The organism is Paractinoplanes atraurantiacus (genome assembly GCF_900215205.1).
Lineage (GTDB): Bacteria > Actinomycetota > Actinomycetes > Mycobacteriales > Micromonosporaceae > Actinoplanes > Actinoplanes atraurantiacus.
On sequence record NZ_OBDY01000001.1, the window covers coordinates 751,567 to 765,445 of the forward strand.

Annotated in this window: 16 protein-coding genes; 9 read left to right on the forward strand and 7 right to left on the reverse strand. The window is 71.4% G+C overall.

Features of this window, described 5'->3' with window-relative positions; all coding sequences use genetic code 11:
* The first annotated feature begins 30 nt into the window (after nt 1–30).
* The 7 genes from CRP55_RS03560 to CRP55_RS03595 all read left to right on the forward strand — a co-directional run bounded on the left by CRP55_RS03560 (nt 31) and on the right by CRP55_RS03595 (nt 6,912).
* On the forward strand, nt 31–435 hold the full coding sequence (locus tag CRP55_RS03560; RefSeq protein ID WP_143234383.1) for a hypothetical protein: 405 nt from the start codon (nt 31–33) through the stop codon (nt 433–435).
* On the forward strand, nt 432–2,375 hold the full coding sequence (locus tag CRP55_RS51945; protein WP_143234385.1) for a hypothetical protein: 1,944 nt from the start codon (nt 432–434) through the stop codon (nt 2,373–2,375). Before CRP55_RS03560 ends, CRP55_RS51945 begins: the two co-directional genes overlap by 4 nt.
* Nucleotides 2,376–2,489: 114 nt before the next feature.
* On the forward strand, nt 2,490–3,551 hold the full coding sequence (locus CRP55_RS03575; RefSeq protein ID WP_097317968.1) for a S8 family peptidase: 1,062 nt from the start codon (nt 2,490–2,492) through the stop codon (nt 3,549–3,551).
* A gap of 186 nt (nt 3,552–3,737) precedes the next feature.
* On the forward strand, nt 3,738–4,289 hold the full coding sequence (locus tag CRP55_RS03580; RefSeq protein ID WP_097317969.1) for a hypothetical protein: 552 nt from the start codon (nt 3,738–3,740) through the stop codon (nt 4,287–4,289).
* A gap of 7 nt (nt 4,290–4,296) precedes the next feature.
* Complete coding sequence (locus tag CRP55_RS03585; protein WP_143234387.1) at nt 4,297–4,872, forward strand: hypothetical protein; 576 nt, start codon at nt 4,297–4,299, stop codon at nt 4,870–4,872.
* Between the two features lie 10 nt (nt 4,873–4,882).
* Complete coding sequence (locus tag CRP55_RS03590) at nt 4,883–5,527, forward strand: SIMPL domain-containing protein (protein WP_097318723.1); 645 nt, start codon at nt 4,883–4,885, stop codon at nt 5,525–5,527.
* A gap of 65 nt (nt 5,528–5,592) precedes the next feature.
* Nucleotides 5,593–6,912, forward strand: a complete 1,320-nt coding sequence (locus CRP55_RS03595; protein WP_097317971.1) for a DUF4407 domain-containing protein — start codon at nt 5,593–5,595, stop codon at nt 6,910–6,912.
* On the opposite strand, the gene CRP55_RS03600 is transcribed toward CRP55_RS03595, so the two are convergent.
* From CRP55_RS03600 to CRP55_RS03625, 6 genes are all read right to left on the reverse strand, one after another.
* Nucleotides 6,905–7,903, reverse strand: a complete 999-nt coding sequence (locus CRP55_RS03600) for an SDR family oxidoreductase (protein WP_097317972.1) — start codon at nt 7,901–7,903, stop codon at nt 6,905–6,907. The two genes, CRP55_RS03595 and CRP55_RS03600, sit on opposite strands and share 8 nt — an antisense overlap.
* 36 nt (nt 7,904–7,939) lie before the next feature.
* Nucleotides 7,940–8,512, reverse strand: coding sequence for a hypothetical protein (locus CRP55_RS03605; protein ID WP_097318724.1), 573 nt, complete (start codon nt 8,510–8,512; stop codon nt 7,940–7,942).
* 493 nt (nt 8,513–9,005) lie between these two features.
* Nucleotides 9,006–9,731: a hypothetical protein gene (locus CRP55_RS03610; RefSeq protein WP_097317973.1), complete on the reverse strand. Its 726-nt coding sequence runs from the start codon at nt 9,729–9,731 to the stop codon at nt 9,006–9,008.
* Nucleotides 9,728–10,201: a hypothetical protein gene (locus CRP55_RS03615; RefSeq protein WP_097317974.1), complete on the reverse strand. Its 474-nt coding sequence runs from the start codon at nt 10,199–10,201 to the stop codon at nt 9,728–9,730. Before CRP55_RS03615 ends, CRP55_RS03610 begins: the two co-directional genes overlap by 4 nt.
* An 81-nt stretch (nt 10,202–10,282) precedes the next feature.
* Nucleotides 10,283–10,759, reverse strand: a complete 477-nt coding sequence (locus tag CRP55_RS03620; RefSeq protein ID WP_097317975.1) for a hypothetical protein — start codon at nt 10,757–10,759, stop codon at nt 10,283–10,285.
* Nucleotides 10,760–11,185: 426 nt separating this feature from the next.
* The gene (locus tag CRP55_RS03625) at nt 11,186–11,581 is read right to left on the reverse strand and encodes a RidA family protein (protein ID WP_097317976.1); all 396 of its coding nucleotides are present in this window, start codon (nt 11,579–11,581) and stop codon (nt 11,186–11,188) included.
* Nucleotides 11,582–11,612: 31 nt separating this feature from the next.
* Between CRP55_RS03625 and CRP55_RS03630 the strand changes: the two genes are divergently transcribed.
* Nucleotides 11,613–12,335 carry a class I SAM-dependent methyltransferase gene (locus CRP55_RS03630; protein ID WP_097317977.1) on the forward strand — a complete coding sequence of 241 codons (723 nt, stop codon included), beginning with the start codon at nt 11,613–11,615 and terminating at the stop codon, nt 12,333–12,335.
* Between the two features lie 60 nt (nt 12,336–12,395).
* Nucleotides 12,396–13,145, forward strand: coding sequence for an SDR family NAD(P)-dependent oxidoreductase (locus CRP55_RS03635; RefSeq protein ID WP_097317978.1), 750 nt, complete (start codon nt 12,396–12,398; stop codon nt 13,143–13,145).
* Between the two features lie 6 nt (nt 13,146–13,151).
* On the opposite strand, the gene CRP55_RS03640 is transcribed toward CRP55_RS03635, so the two are convergent.
* Nucleotides 13,152–13,859 (reverse strand): carbon-nitrogen hydrolase family protein, encoded by a 708-nt coding sequence (locus CRP55_RS03640; RefSeq protein ID WP_097317979.1) that lies wholly within the window; start codon nt 13,857–13,859, stop codon nt 13,152–13,154.
* Nucleotides 13,860–13,879 lie beyond the last annotated feature (20 nt).

The window sequence follows — 13,879 nt, forward strand, 5'->3', positions numbered from 1 at the left end:
GGTTCGACAGCGGTCGCTACGTTGGTTGCGTTGCGAGACGACGTAACTACGGGGGAGGCGGCCGTGGGTGACGGCATTCGCGTCGAGAGCGACGGCATGACGGCATTTTCCGGCAAGGTCCACGACGACACGTCCCGGACGATCGAGCCGGGCTACTCCGACGCCCGGGTCTATCTCGATTCGGGCGTACGGTTCGGCGCCACCAACGCGGGCGGTGGCGTGCACGCCGCGAAGCAGAGGTACGCGGACAGCCTGCGCGCCTCATCCGAGAACATCGTCGAATACATGTACGCGGCCAGGGTGCTCGCCGACGCGGCGACGTCGGTGGCCGCGATGTTCGACCGGACCGACCTGACCGCCCAGGAACGCGTCGACTACGTCAACGGGGCGTTGCACGCGGCGGCGGTCTCGGTTACGTCGAGGCCGGCACTATGAGCGACGGCGTGCTGACCAGCAGCTGGTGCACCAACTGGGCGGCCTACAACACGCCCCGGCTGTGGTCGATGGTCATGGACGAGGACGACGCGACGGCCCGCTCGCAGGTGGGCGCGTGGCGGCAGCTGGCGGGTTCGGTCCGCAGCGAGAAGGAAGCGCTGGAGGCGGCCCGGGCCGACCTGGTGGCGGCGTGGCCGCCGGAGGAGAATGCGTCGGCGGCGGCCTTCGTCAACCAGCTCGACAACCTGATCGCCCGGCTCGAGACGGCGTCGGCCGACGCGGACACGACGGCGAACGGGCTGGACAGCATCCTGAACGCGCTGGCCGGGGCCAAAGAGCAGATCAGGCCGCTGTGGGAGCGGTACAAGGACAAGAGCAGCGACGTGGTGCCGCGCTGGTTCGACAGCGCCGAGGACGAGATCGACGAACAAGCCCGCCAACACATGATCAACGCGGAGCGCGCGGTCTCGGACGCGGTGGCAATGCTGAAGGTGCCGAGCGCGTTCGAGTTTCGCATCGAAGGGGTGAAGGAATGGCCGCCCCCGCCGCCGGTCGGTGGAGGCTCGTCACGACTCGGGCCGGGCGGCATCGATGTGCCGGTGCCGCACGAGCCAGTGCCGCCGCTGCCCGGGGCCGAAGCGACGCTGCCGGACGGCGTCGGTGGCGCAGAGGCCGATTTGGGGAGCGGTGCCGGCTTGGGGAGCGGTGCTGGCTTGGGGAGCGGTGCTGGCTTGGGGAGCGGTGCTGGCTTGGGCGGCGGAGCCGGCTTGGGCAGCGGAGTTGGTACCGGCGTCGGCGGTCCTGATCTGGCCGGCGTGATCAACCCGCCGGGTGTGGGCGGCGAGGCCGGACCGGTGCCGGGCGGTGGAACACAGCTGCCGGGTGCCGGTGGGGGACCTCAAGTCGTACCAGGTTTGTTGCCGGGCGCGGGCGGAGGGCCGATCGTCGGAGGCGGTGGCCTGGGCCGGCCGCCGGTGGGTTCCGTACCACCGGCTTCCGCGACGGGACGGGCGCCTGGTCGTACGCCCCTGCCGTCCGGCGCGGTGATCGGCGAGCGCGGCGCGCCGGGTGTCGGCGGTGGCATCGGATCGGCGGGGCGTGGGGTGCCGGGTGTCGGCGGTGGCGCCGGATCGGCGGGGCGCGGGGGGCCGGGTGCAGTTCCGCCTGGAAGCGTAGGCCGTGGTGCGACCGGGGCAGCCGGCCGTGCGGGAGCCGTCGGCCGCGGGGAATCCGCTGGCCGTGCGGGGGTTGCCGGCCGTGCCGGGTCTGCTGGCCGTGCGGGTGGCGAGATCGGCGGCGGCCGGGCCGCGTCGGCCGTTGGTGGCGCTGGTCCGCAGCTCGCCGGTGCGGGTGGGCGCGGCGTCGGCGGCGCTGCGGGCCGTGTTCCCGCCGCGGGTGGTCGCCGGGGTCGATCCGATCGCCGCGCGGGCTCCGGCGCCGGCGAGCAGATCGGCGTTTCCGACTCCGCGGTGGGAGGCGTGAGCGGAGGAGTCGACGGGGTGAGCTCGCCCATCGGCGGGCCGCTCGCGGCGCAGCCCAGGGCGGCTCGGTCCGGCGTCGGTGGCTCCAGCGCTCGGCCTGGTGTTGGTGGCTCCAGCGCTCGGCCTGGTGTTGGTGGCTCCAGCGCTCGGTCTGGTGTTGGTGGCTCCAGCGCTCGGTTCGGTGTCAGCGGCTCCGGTGGGGGTCGGGTTCCGCGACCGGCGTGGTTGCCGGACGACCCGGTGGGACCCGAGCGTCATCAGTCGGGTGCCGGTGGGATGGCGCAGGCGCACGGTGGTGGTGCCCGTCGCGGGCGGAGCGCTGACGGGCAGGCCGGGTTCGATCCGGACAGCGCCTGGCATGTCGCCGAAGGCGTTGCTCCCGTGATCGCGCCCGGGGAGGACCACGACAGGCATGAGCCGGGGCCGAACGTGATCGGCCACCGCGGGGTGAGCGCTTGAGGTTTTCCACAATCATGGGTTGTCCACAGGCGACGAACGTGATCTAGCGATTTTTGTCCATAATGGGCGTCGGGGGCTCCCCCTGGGAGGGCGGGATCCGTGGGTGGGCGCGTGATGAGCAGCAGGATCGGGGCGGTGTGCGGGGTCGCGCTGCTCCTCGTGCTGGCCGGTGGGGTGCCGGCCCGAGCCGACGTCTGGCGTGACCGGCAGTGGTACTTCGCGCCCATGCAGCTCGCCCGAGCGCAAACCCTCGCCCGGGGCGGCGCCGGCGTCACCGTGGCCGTGATCGACACCGGCGTCGACGGCCGGCACCGGGATCTTCAGGGTGCCGTCGTCGGTGGCCGCTACACACCGCGTGACGAGCCTGCCGGCAATGTGACCAGCGGACCGCACGGCACCGCCATGGCCGCCCTGATCGCCGGCCGCGGGCACGGTGACGGGGCCGGGATTCTCGGTGTGGCGCCCCGGAGCAAGGTCATGCCGATAAGGCCGGTCATGGACCACGCTTTGGTCGTCGAGGGCATCGAGTGGGCGATCGCGCACGGCGCCAAGGTGATCAACATGTCGTTCGAGTTGGCGTCGGACGGGACGTTGCAGCGGGCGGTGGCCAAGGCCGCGGCCGCCGATGTGGTGCTGGTCGCGGCGGCCGGCAACGAGAACCGGGGTGTCAGTGAGCCGGCGCGCTATCCGGGGGTGATCGCGGTCGGCTCGGTGGGCCGCGACAACAAGGTCACCGGTTTTTCCAACCATGGGCCCGAGCTGGACGTCGTCGCCTACGGCGTCGACATTCCGGTGGTTCGGCCGGGCGGTGCGTACGCGGTCACGAACGGCACCAGTGTCTCGTCGGCGATTGTCGCCGGCGCGGTGGCGCTGGTCCGGGCGCGTTTCCCGGACATGCCGGCCGATGAGGTCGTCGATCGGATCATGGACACGGCCGTCGATCGGGGTCCGAAGGGCCGCGACGACCGGTACGGGTCGGGGCAGCTCGATGTGCTGGCCGCGCTGACCGCGAAGCGTGCGCCGAAAAGCGTGAGCCCCGCGCCGGCGAGGGTGGCCGAGGCGGCGGCGCCGACGAAGGAGGAATCAGCAACACCATTGCTGATCGTGATCACTGGATCACTCTTGTTGATCGCCGGGCTGGTCTTGCTGGTGCTGCTCAGAAGGCGAAACTCCTGATCAAGACCCGGATCGGATGATCGGAGGGTATTCGTGGGGTCGAATGGTTGCCGGGTTCTGCGCTACTCTCGGTGTCAGCCGGAGATCGGGGGAGCGCCGGTGAGCTCATTCGCCCATGCACCACGTAAAGCCCATGCACCACGCAAAGCGGATAACGACGTACGCCTCGCCGACGCGAGGCGGTTCGTGTCCGATGTCGAGTCGATGCCGGGTCACACCCAGCGCATCACCGGCCCGGACCGGACGGGCACCGCTTGGGCGGTGGTCGACTCGGTGGGCCGCTTCGTCGACATCGGACTGCGGCCCGGCTGGTGGGAGGCCCTGGGGCCGGACGGCGTGGCCGCCGGCCTGATCGAGGCCCTGGAATCGGCCCGGACCAAAGCGGCTCTGGTGCCGTTGCTGCTGCGCCGGGGCGGCCCGCCTCAGGATCGGGACGAGGGCGTGGCGGCGGCCGGCCCGGGCGACTCCCTTGATGTCGCGCGCGGCCGCATAGCCGAGGCCTACCGGCTGATCGACGAGGCCGGCAAGCGGATGCGGGAGCAGCAGGCGAGCCGGGTCATCGCCGGCCCGCGCGGCCTGTTCCGGCTGCATGTGCGCGGCGGGCGGATCGACCGGGCCGAGACCGGGCCGCAACGGCCGGGGCCCGGCGACACCGAGCGGCTCGTCGCCGACGCGCGGGACGCGCTCACCGAGCTGGCGCGGGGCCGTGACGGCGCCCTCGACGCGTGGCAGCGCTGACGGCGCCATGACGGCTGAGAGCGCAGCGGGCGCGTTCCGTGAGGCCACCGACCTGGTGCGGGAGACGGCCGGCTGGCTGGGCGAGGCCTGGCAGCAGTTCGCCGCGTCGGTGCGGGATCTGATCGGGCGAGCGCGGCTCTTTCTGCGTGAGGACGGCGTCTGGTCATCGGTCGTACGTCATCTGCCGGCCGACGTCACCGAAGCCATCGCCACGATCGACGCGTTGCTGGGCCGGCTCGGCCCGGGCATCAACCGGATCATCGAGCTGCTGCGGGTGGCCGCGGGCCGGACCGTGTCGGTGCTCTCGTTGGTGGAGACGGCGTTCTCCCGGTGGCTGGGGAATGTCAGTGCGGGCACCGTCGCGTACGTCGCAAGTCTGGGTCATCTCGGCGCCGAACTGACCGGCCAGCTCGTCGGGGCGGCGATCGAGGCCGACGACACCGCGGCCGCCGGCCTGCCCGCGTACGCCGGAAATCTGCGGCGCCTGGCCGACCGGGTCGACCTCTCCGTGCGCCGCAGCGCCGACTGGGCCGCCGATCTGCAGCGGCTGATGGGTGAGGCGCGTGCCGCCGACCTTCGATAGCGTCTCGTCCATGAGCCAGCAACCGACGATCGTGGTCCGCGGCGAGGCGTTCCGCGAGGTGCCGCCCGAGCAGGCCGTCATCTCCGTGACCGTGTCCGCTCGCGACCGTGACCGGGAGACCGTGGTCAGCCGGCTTCTCGAGCGCTCGGCCGAGCTGCGGGCGGTGCTCGAGCGGGAGGACAGCGAGACCGGCGCGGTGCAGGTGTTCCCGGAGCTCAAGCGCGGCAGTGAGCGCGTGGTGGCGTACTCGGGAAATGTCGACACCCGGGTGACCGTGACCGATTTCGAGGCGCTCGGCGCGCTTCTGCTGCGACTGGCGGGGCTGGAGTTCGCGTCGGTGTCCGGGCCGTGGTGGCAGCTGCGGCCGGGCAGCAAGGCCGGCGGCGACGTGCGGCGCGAGGCGATCGCCGACGCGCTGGCCCGCGCGAGGGAATATGCGGCGGCGGTCGGCGCCCGGGTCGACCGGCTGGTGGAGATCGCCGACGAGGGTGTGGGCGGCGGCCCGGTGATGATGCGCTTCGAAAACCTGAGCGCCGACGCGGCCCATGACCCCGACCGCGGGTTCGAGCTCGACCCGCAGCGGCAGACCGTGCAGGCCGCGGTCACGGTCCGGGTGACGATCACCGAGCCCGACCTCTCGGAGGAGAAGCCGTAGCAGCAGGTTGTCCGCTATCGCGAAAACCGTCCGGAGAACCACCCTTTTAGGCGAGACTGGTCGGCATGCCGAAGGGCCGCGGAGACGTCCTGCTGCGGGTGGCGAACGTCAACCCGGACAGCGTGACCACACACACCGACCGGGTTCTGTACTCGGCGATCGGTGCTTTCATCCTTCTCTACTTCGTGTACGCCACGCTAGGTGGCGCCGCCTTCATCGACGCCGGATCCAACTACCAGCACCCCTGGTACCGCTGGCTGGTCGGCCCGATGGTGGCGGCGGGGGTGGTCGCCTATGACCGGGCCGTCGTGGGCCGGGTGTCGATCAGCTACGAGCGGCTCGACTCGACCGACCCCCAGCACTTCCTGAAGCGGCCGACGATCGGCCTCTACGCGGGACGGCTCGGCCTGGCGCTGCTGTTCGCCGTGCTCATCACCGAGCCGTTGATGCTGTCGCGCTATCAGGGCGAGATCGACGCCCGGCTCAACGAGGTGCACAACCAGCAGCTGAGCCAGATGGACAAGGGCGGCGTCATCGGTACGTACACCGGGCGGCTGGGCGAGCTCAAGCGCGAGACCGCCGCCGACGACGCGGCGGTGCGCGACCTGACCGACCGGGCGGCCCAGAAGCGGCACGACGCCCGCGCCCTCTACGACCAGGCCCTCGCCGACTCGGCCGGCGACGGCGTGTCCCGGGCCGCCGGCTGCCCGAGCGGCGGCTACTGCGACTCGCTGGTGAAGCGCTCCCGCTCGCTCGACGCCGAGGCGGCCACGCTCGACAAGCAGGCCGGGGCCCTGCTCGACACCCAGCGCTCGGCCCGCGAGGCGCGCAACGCCGAGCAGGTGGAGCTGACCCGGCGGATCGGCGACCAGCGGGCCCTGAACACGGAGTCGGTCCGCGACAACGCCGGCTTCGGCGCCCGCACGGCCGCCATGTGGCATCTGGTGACCACCGACTTCTGGGGCGTCGGCGTCTTCTACATCGGCATCATGCTGCTGCTGGTGGCGCTCGACTGCGCGGCCGTCGGCCTCAAGTTCGCCTCCAAGGGCAACGCCTACGAGCGCAACGAGGCCCGCGTCGCCCGCCGCCACGAGTACGAGGCCACCCTGGTGTACGAGCGCGGCATCCAGGACGCCCGCACCTACGGCGACGCGATGGCGAAGGTGGTGGCCGAGAGCATCGAGGCGGCCACCCACGACGAGGAGGTGGCGCGCACCTCGGCCGAACGGGCCGGCGAGGTGTTGCGCCACTCGGTCGTGGTGCCGCCCGAGGTCATCGAGCTGGCCGCGCACGACGGCAAGCACCATCGCTCCTTGCGCAGCGAGATCCTGCCCTCGGAGCAGGAGCACGACGGCCGCCACCGCCGCAACATCCGCGCTATCTGATCCTGGCCGCGGCCCACACGGCGGCCGCGGCGCCGGCCAGCCCGGCCGCGACCAGGCCGTGGTGCTGCGACAGCCACAGCTGCGCGCTGCGGGACTTGGCCTGGTCGTCGAAGGCGCCGTGCGCGCCCGCGTCCGGCTCGCCCGGCCCGTCGGCCGGATCCCACAGGTTCGCCGGCTCGTCCGACGGGCGCTTCTCATCGGTCTGCTGGCTGTCGAAGCCGGTGCGGGCCAGGTAGCGGTCGAGGACACCGGGCGCGACCGCGTTGGCGATCATCGTGCCGACGGTCGAGCCGCCCACCCAGTATTCGCGGCGCTTCGGGTGCTCGGCCGCGTAGAGGACGGCCTTCGCGGCCACCTCGGGCTGGTAGATCGGCGGGACCGGCTGGGCCTTGCGGGGCAGCCGGGACAGCACCCAGCGGAACTGGGGCGTGTTCACCGCGGGCATCAGCACCATCGTCGTGTGCACGTTGCTCTTGTCGTGCAGCAGCTCGACCCGCAGCGCCTCGTTGAAGCCCTGGATGGCGTGCTTGGCGCCGCAGTAGGCGGTCTGCAGCGGGATGCCGCGATAGGCCAGTGCCGAGCCGACCTGCACGATCGTGCCGCGGTCGCGCGGCTGCATGCGGCTCAGCGCGGCTCGGGTGCCGTAGACGTAGCCGAGGTAGGTCACCTCGGTGGTGCGGGTGAACTCGTCCATGCCGATGTCGGCGAAGCGGGCGAACACCGAGCTGAACGCGTTGTTGACCCACAGGTCGATCGCGCCGAGCTCCTTCTCGACGCGGTCGGCCGCCTCGTCCACCGCGGCGAAGTCGGCCATGTCCACCTCGATCGGCAGCGGGGTGCCGCCGGCGCGGCGCACGTCCTCGGCGACCGCGGCCAGGCCGTCCGACCCGCGCGCCAGCAGAGCGACCGCGTCGCCGCGCGCCGCCAGCCGGCGGGCCACGGCCCGGCCGATGCCGCCGCTCGCGCCGGTCACTACGGAGATCCTTGTCATGCGATGGAGGTTCCGCGATAGGGGCCCGGGGAAACCTCAAGCAGGGGTCCGGCGTACGCCCGAGGCCTGCACCGGCACGGTGAAGGTCGCGCCCTCACAGGCCGGGGCGGCGTTCTTGCGCATGCTCAGCGCCGTGGTGACGGCGAACGCGCGGACGGCGTTCTGCTCCACCTCCCAGTTCACCTCGAACCGCGGCTTGGTGAAGACCACCGCGGCGTCGGTGCAGCCGGCGTCGCGATGCTCGGGGTCGGCCACGATGTTCCCGGCGCCGGAGGTGAGCGCGGTGATACGGATGGGATAGCCGGTGTCATTGGTGACGGTGACCGTCAGGTTGCCGCTGTCGCCGCGGCGCAGCGGCAGGTTCAGATCCGACCGCCCGCGCAGCGCGAGCTCGACCGGCCCGGCGTCGCTCACCTGCCGCGTCTCCGACCCGGTGATCTGCCAGTAGGCCCACGCCGCGCCCGCGTTCACGACGACCGCGGCCGCCGCCGCGACGCTGAGGATGGTCCGGGTGCGCCGGTCCAGCTTGGCGCTCTTGCGTACGTCGCCCGGGCTGCGCACCTCCCACGTCGGCTCCTCGTGGTCGGCCGTCTCGAGCTCGATGTGCATGTCGCCGATCCTGTTACCGTTCCGGCCACGGTCGCGGAGGCCGCCTTCACGCAGTCGGGTGAGGACTTCACGCCGCATCATGACGGTGCCTCCATGTTCCGCGTTCCTCCTCGACCTCGGACTGGTCTGTACAACGGTGGCCGACCACGCCGGGTCATGTGATCGGGATTCCGTCCGCCGTTCTGCGCGCATAAATCGCACAAGCCCGGCTGTCCGGCTTACCCCGGTCGGGGGAAGGCCCATGACAATTTCCTGCCACCGCCCTGACCAGCACTTTCCCGCAAAGCACGCTTTCTCAGCGACGACACCCCGCTAGCAGCGACAACAAAAACTCAAAATCAAGGACCCCTCTTGCCGTACGAATGAAAGTCGCGTTCCCGCTCCGCCACCGAGATAGCGTCGAACGGACTAATTCGACCGGGCTAATCCCCACCCGCAAAATCGATCGAGCCCCCGGCGCGGGACCCCGCCGGGGGCTCGATCATTTCCCCACCTATTCAGGAATGTCCGCCGGTGCCGAGTCGCTGGCGGACGGCTCGACCGGTTTCGGTGGCTGCTCCGAAGGGGCCGTCCCGGTGGAGGATGGCGGCGAGTCGCCGGGCGTGGACCCGGGTGCCGGACTCGTCCGCGGTACGGCCGCCGGCATCGTGCCGGAGACGACGGCGGCCTCGGTGGTTGCTGCGGGCGCCGCGGCCTCGGCGGGCGCGGCGGCGGTTGCGGCCGTGGCGGCCGTGGCGGTCGGTGCCGCCCGAGCCGCCTGGGTGGCGGCGGGCGAGGCCTTCGCCGTCGCCGGAAAGTTGAGTTCGGCGCTCTTGCCGCTTTCGTCCCCGGCCCAGAGCGCGAAGCGGGGAACGATCGTCCAGTACCAGCGCCCACCGGCCACGTCGTCCGCCCCGAGGGTGACCGACTCGGTCGCCCCGCCGGAAGCGGCGACGGTGCGCGAGATGCTCGGCCGGGCCGGAGCGTCGGCGCTGTGCGCGGTGACCACGTAGTGGTCCATCCGGACGTCCGGCACGAGCTCCTGCGCACTCCAACTGACCACGGCCGCCGATGATTGCTTGGCGACGCTCGGTGTGGTGCCGCGCGGCATGGAGGGCGCCCGCATCTTGACCTGGCCGCTGCCGCTGATCACCCATTCCGCCTCGGCCGCCATGGTGCCGGCCACGCCGAGGCCGCCGACGACCGTGGCCACCAGCAGGTATCCGAGCCGCTTCCTCATCGGGCCACCCGTCCCGCGACGCCGGTCAGGGCGACCGCGAACCGGGTGTTGGCGCACTTGGAGGCGGCGTTCCTCGGCATCGTGACCGGGATCGAGCCGGGCAGCGTGGTCCGGTGGTAGGGCTTGAGGATGATCGGCAGCCTTCCGCTGTAGGTGCCCACCCGGAGACTGGCCGGTGTCGCCGGGCAGTCGCGGCGCGCGGTGCCGACGAGCCGTCCCTCCAGGCCGCGTAGGGCGATCGGGTAGTCGAAGGGATTGGCCACGGTGACCTTGATCTTTCGCGTGATGCCGGGGTAGAGGCCGGTGACCGACTCGCCGCTCAGGACGAACCGGACGTTGCCGCCGCCGTCTCGGTCGCCGTGGCTGAGCAGCATGGCCTGCTCGGTCGGTGTGCCCGCCTGGCCCGAGGCCGCGACGACGCAGGCCGTGAAAAGCGTCGCGGCGGTGGTGATCGCGGTCCGCCAAGCCATCGAGATCTGCCTCATTCGCGTCGAAGGTGCGGTGCGCGGTGGGGGTGGGCCGGATGCCCGCCCCCACCCAGCCAGCGACTACTACCCGGCGATCTCGCCCTGGAGCGACGCGGTGATGGTGAAGACCGCGCCGGCGCAGACGGGCTCAGCGTCAGGGCCCATCTTCACCGAGCCCAGGGCGGCGTTGGCGGTGGTGCCCGTGGGGAAGTCGGCGGTCGGCACGTCGATGAAGCTCAGCTTGGCCTCGCCCACGCCGCATCCCGACTTGGTCGAGGTGACATTGGTGATGGTGACACCGGTGACTCGGACCGTGTAGTCGTTCGGGTTGTTGACGGTCGCCGTGGTGACCGGCACGGCCTTGTTCGGGTAGAGACGGTTGGCCTGCGCGTTGCCGAGGTTGGCCGTGGCGGTGACGTTCCCGATGGTGGAGGAGGCCGCGTAGGCGGTGGCGTTGCCGTTGAACCAGCCCGAGGCGTAGGCGAAGGCGGCGGTTCCGCCGGCCACGGCCATGACCCCACCGGCGACGATGGCGGCGGAACGCTTGGTGAACTTACGCATTGGAGTGTCCTCCTGGGACGGTCAACTAATCGCTCGTGAATGGTGTGGCCGGTGCCCCTCGGCGTTTCCGGCGCTGCGACAAAGATGGCCGAACCGCGACGGAGAAACGATAGTGCTTCCGCTTGTCCTGTTCCGCACGCGAAGGCACGCGAATGCCGCCGTTCCGATGACCCCGCAAGGATGACGTGAACGTGAGCCTTCAAGCTCCCGGCTTGCGTTTGAGATCACCTGTATCGCCCTGAACAGCGTGAACGTCTCGCTACCAGCCGTGTGCCATGGCATCAACCAAAGTTGAGATCCACTGGGTGGACGTCGGGCGGGAATGTGAGAAAAGGGGGTCCAAAATCGCGATACTTGCCGCCCGGCAAGCGCCTCCGGACCCTAATGAGTGATGCTATTTTCGGTGCGCGTCACCTGAAAGAGGCTTTACGCGGACGCCTCTGTTGTCGCGATGGCCTCGATCTCGACCTTGAAGGCGGGATTGACCAAGCCGGCCACCTGGACGAGCGAGCTCGCGGGTGGCCTCGTGCGGTCGATGACCTCGTCTCTCGCCGTACGGAAGGAATCCAGGTCTTTCAGATCCGTGAGAAAGACGGTCAGCTTGACCACATCGGACATCGAGGCGCCGGCCGCGGCCAGCGCCGCCGCGATGTTGCGGAAGACCTGCCGGGTCTGCTCCAGCGCGTCGCCGGGACCCACCAGCCGGCCGTCCGCGTCGAGCGGCACCTGGCCCGAGACCAGCACCAGCGCGCCGGTGACGGTGACCGCGTGGCTGTACCCGTTGGTCGGCGGAGTTCCCTCCGGCCGCACATGGTGCTGCATGTGATCAACCCTAGTCGGTACGGTCGAGGTCATGCCTCTGGTCTTCGGCGAGGTGGCCGCTCTCTACGACGACGTGCGCCCCGGATATCCGGGCGAGCTGCGCCGGGCGATCGAGGGGCGGGCGCCCGCAGGCCCGGCCGTGGACATCGGCGCCGGCACCGGCAAGGGCACCGAGGTGTTGGCCGCGATCCGGGACGACGTGACCGCGATCGAGCCCGATGCGCGGATGGCCGCCGTCCTGCGGTCGAAGTTCCCGGCCGTCGACGTTGTGGAGACCACCTTCGAGCAGTGGGCACCCCCACCCGGCGGCGTGGGACTGCTCGCCTGCGCGATGGCCTGGCACTGGATGGACGCCGACACCCGCAACCAGCAGGCCGCCGATGCACTCTCGCCAAGCGGGGTCCTGGCCGTTTTCGGTCATCGGTTCGGCTATGCCGATCGGGGTCAGTCCGCCGCGATCGGCGCGGTCTTCGACCGGGCGAACCGTGACGTCAAGATGCGGCCGGTCCACTGGATCGTCGACGACGTGCGCGGCTCGGGAGTCTGGTCGAGCGTCGACGAGCTCGAGTGGCACCGGGACCTGCCGCTCGGCACCGAGGGCTATCTCGCGCTGACCCAGACTTTCTCCCCGTTCCGCCGCCATTCGCCCGAGCTTCAGCGCCGCGTCCTCGACGATCTGCGCGCGACGATCGACGGCTTCGGCGGCACGATCACCCTCGACCTGCACACGACCCTGGTGATGGCCCAGCGATGAGTTTCGGCCGCGCCGCCGGTCGGAGGAAGAGAAGCCACGACCAGAGACGGGAGATCAGCGATGCTGCTCGACGACCGGAACGCGATCATCTACGGCGGTGGCGGCTCCGTCGGCGGCGCCATGGCCAGGGCGTTCGCCGTTCAAGGAGCGAGGGTCTTTCTTGCCGGCCGTACGCAGTCGAGCCTGGACAAGGTGGCCGGCGCGATCCGGGAGGCCGGGGGACGGGCCGAGACCGCAGTGCTCGACGCGCTCGACGAGGCGGCGGTCGACGCGCACGCGGCCGAGGTCGGCCGAATCGACATCTCGGTGAACGTGACCTCCACCTACGACGTGCAGGGCACCCCGCTGGCCGAGATGGCCGTCGACGACTACCTGTCGCCGGTGGCGAAGCCGCTGCGCTCGCAGTTCCTCACCACGCGCGCCGCGGCCCGTCACATGATCCCGCGCGGGCGGGGGGTCATCCTGTTCTTCGGCGGTGAGGGCGACAAGACGGCCAACCGCATGCACCGGCTCGGCGGCCTGCTGGCCGGGTTCGCCGCCGTCGAGGCGCTGCGCCGCCAGCTCGCGGCCGAGCTCGGTGAGTACGGCATCCGGGTGGTCACGCTGGCCACCTCCGGCATCGCCGAGACGCTGCCGGACGACATGCCCGAGGCCGAGGAGATCCGGAAGATGATCACCGCGACCACGCTGCTGGGCCGGGCCGCCACTTTGGAGGATGTCGGCCACGCCGCCGTCTTCGCCGCGTCGGACTGGGCCCGCACGATCACGGGCGCCAGCATCAACGTCAGCTGCGGGGCGTTCCTGGACTAGAGGCGGTCAGACGCGGGCGAGCTGCTCGGCGAAGAGCGTCGCCCGGGCCATCTCGCCGGGGGCGCGGCCGGCGCGGGCGGCGACCAGGCCGTCCGGCTGCCAGATGCCCGAGCGGCCGGCGGTGGCCGGGTAGGCCGGGCCGGAGGCGCCGGCGCACGAGGCGATCGCGGTCCACACGCCGTACGTGGTGCTGATCCGCCGCGCCCGCTCGGCCAGCACGACGTCGTCGGCGGGCTCGTCGACCACACCGGCCACGTAGGCGTCGATGCCGAGCGCCGCCGTGTCGGCCGCCTGCTGCTCGACGCCGGTGTCGCGGCAGATGCCCAGGCCCAGGCGCCACCCGTCGACCTCGACGACCTCGGGGCCGGGGCCGGCCAGGAAGCGGCCCTCGGTGTGGTGCGGGTACTGCTTGCGGTAGACGACCTGCACGCCGTCGGAGTCGATGCGCAGCATGGCGATGTACGGGCCCGGCACCGGCGCGCCGACCAGCGCGACGGTGTCGGTGGCGGTACACGACTCCACCAGCGGTGTCAGGCGCGGATCGTCGGGCTTCAGCAGGGGCGCGTCCAGGTCGTACCCCGTCAGGGAGAGCTCGGGGAAGACCACCACCCGGGCGGCGGCCGCGCGTACCGCGGAGGCGTGCCGCGTGATGTTCGCGGCGATGTCGAGCGGGTGTACCGGCGGTTGGGCGACGGCGATGACCAGAGAGCGCATGGGGCGATCTTCCTGTGGGG

Excerpts from the sequence above, each read along its gene's own strand:
- CRP55_RS51945 (WP_143234385.1), top strand. The coding sequence starts at position 432 with ATGAGCGACGGCGTGCTGACCAGCAGCTGGTGCACCAACTGGGCGGCC.
- CRP55_RS03575 (WP_097317968.1), top strand. The coding sequence starts at position 2,490 with ATGAGCAGCAGGATCGGGGCGGTGTGCGGGGTCGCGCTGCTCCTCGTG.
- CRP55_RS03585 (WP_143234387.1), top strand. The coding sequence starts at position 4,297 with ATGACGGCTGAGAGCGCAGCGGGCGCGTTCCGTGAGGCCACCGACCTG.
- CRP55_RS03590 (WP_097318723.1), top strand. The coding sequence starts at position 4,883 with ATGAGCCAGCAACCGACGATCGTGGTCCGCGGCGAGGCGTTCCGCGAG.
- CRP55_RS03595 (WP_097317971.1), top strand. The coding sequence starts at position 5,593 with ATGCCGAAGGGCCGCGGAGACGTCCTGCTGCGGGTGGCGAACGTCAAC.
- CRP55_RS03600 (WP_097317972.1), bottom strand. The coding sequence starts at position 7,903 with ATGACAAGGATCTCCGTAGTGACCGGCGCGAGCGGCGGCATCGGCCGG.
- CRP55_RS03605 (WP_097318724.1), bottom strand. The coding sequence starts at position 8,512 with ATGCACATCGAGCTCGAGACGGCCGACCACGAGGAGCCGACGTGGGAG.
- CRP55_RS03610 (WP_097317973.1), bottom strand. The coding sequence starts at position 9,731 with ATGAGGAAGCGGCTCGGATACCTGCTGGTGGCCACGGTCGTCGGCGGC.
- CRP55_RS03615 (WP_097317974.1), bottom strand. The coding sequence starts at position 10,201 with ATGGCTTGGCGGACCGCGATCACCACCGCCGCGACGCTTTTCACGGCC.
- CRP55_RS03620 (WP_097317975.1), bottom strand. The coding sequence starts at position 10,759 with ATGCGTAAGTTCACCAAGCGTTCCGCCGCCATCGTCGCCGGTGGGGTC.
- CRP55_RS03625 (WP_097317976.1), bottom strand. The coding sequence starts at position 11,581 with ATGCAGCACCATGTGCGGCCGGAGGGAACTCCGCCGACCAACGGGTAC.
- CRP55_RS03630 (WP_097317977.1), top strand. The coding sequence starts at position 11,613 with ATGCCTCTGGTCTTCGGCGAGGTGGCCGCTCTCTACGACGACGTGCGC.
- CRP55_RS03635 (WP_097317978.1), top strand. The coding sequence starts at position 12,396 with ATGCTGCTCGACGACCGGAACGCGATCATCTACGGCGGTGGCGGCTCC.
- CRP55_RS03640 (WP_097317979.1), bottom strand. The coding sequence starts at position 13,859 with ATGCGCTCTCTGGTCATCGCCGTCGCCCAACCGCCGGTACACCCGCTC.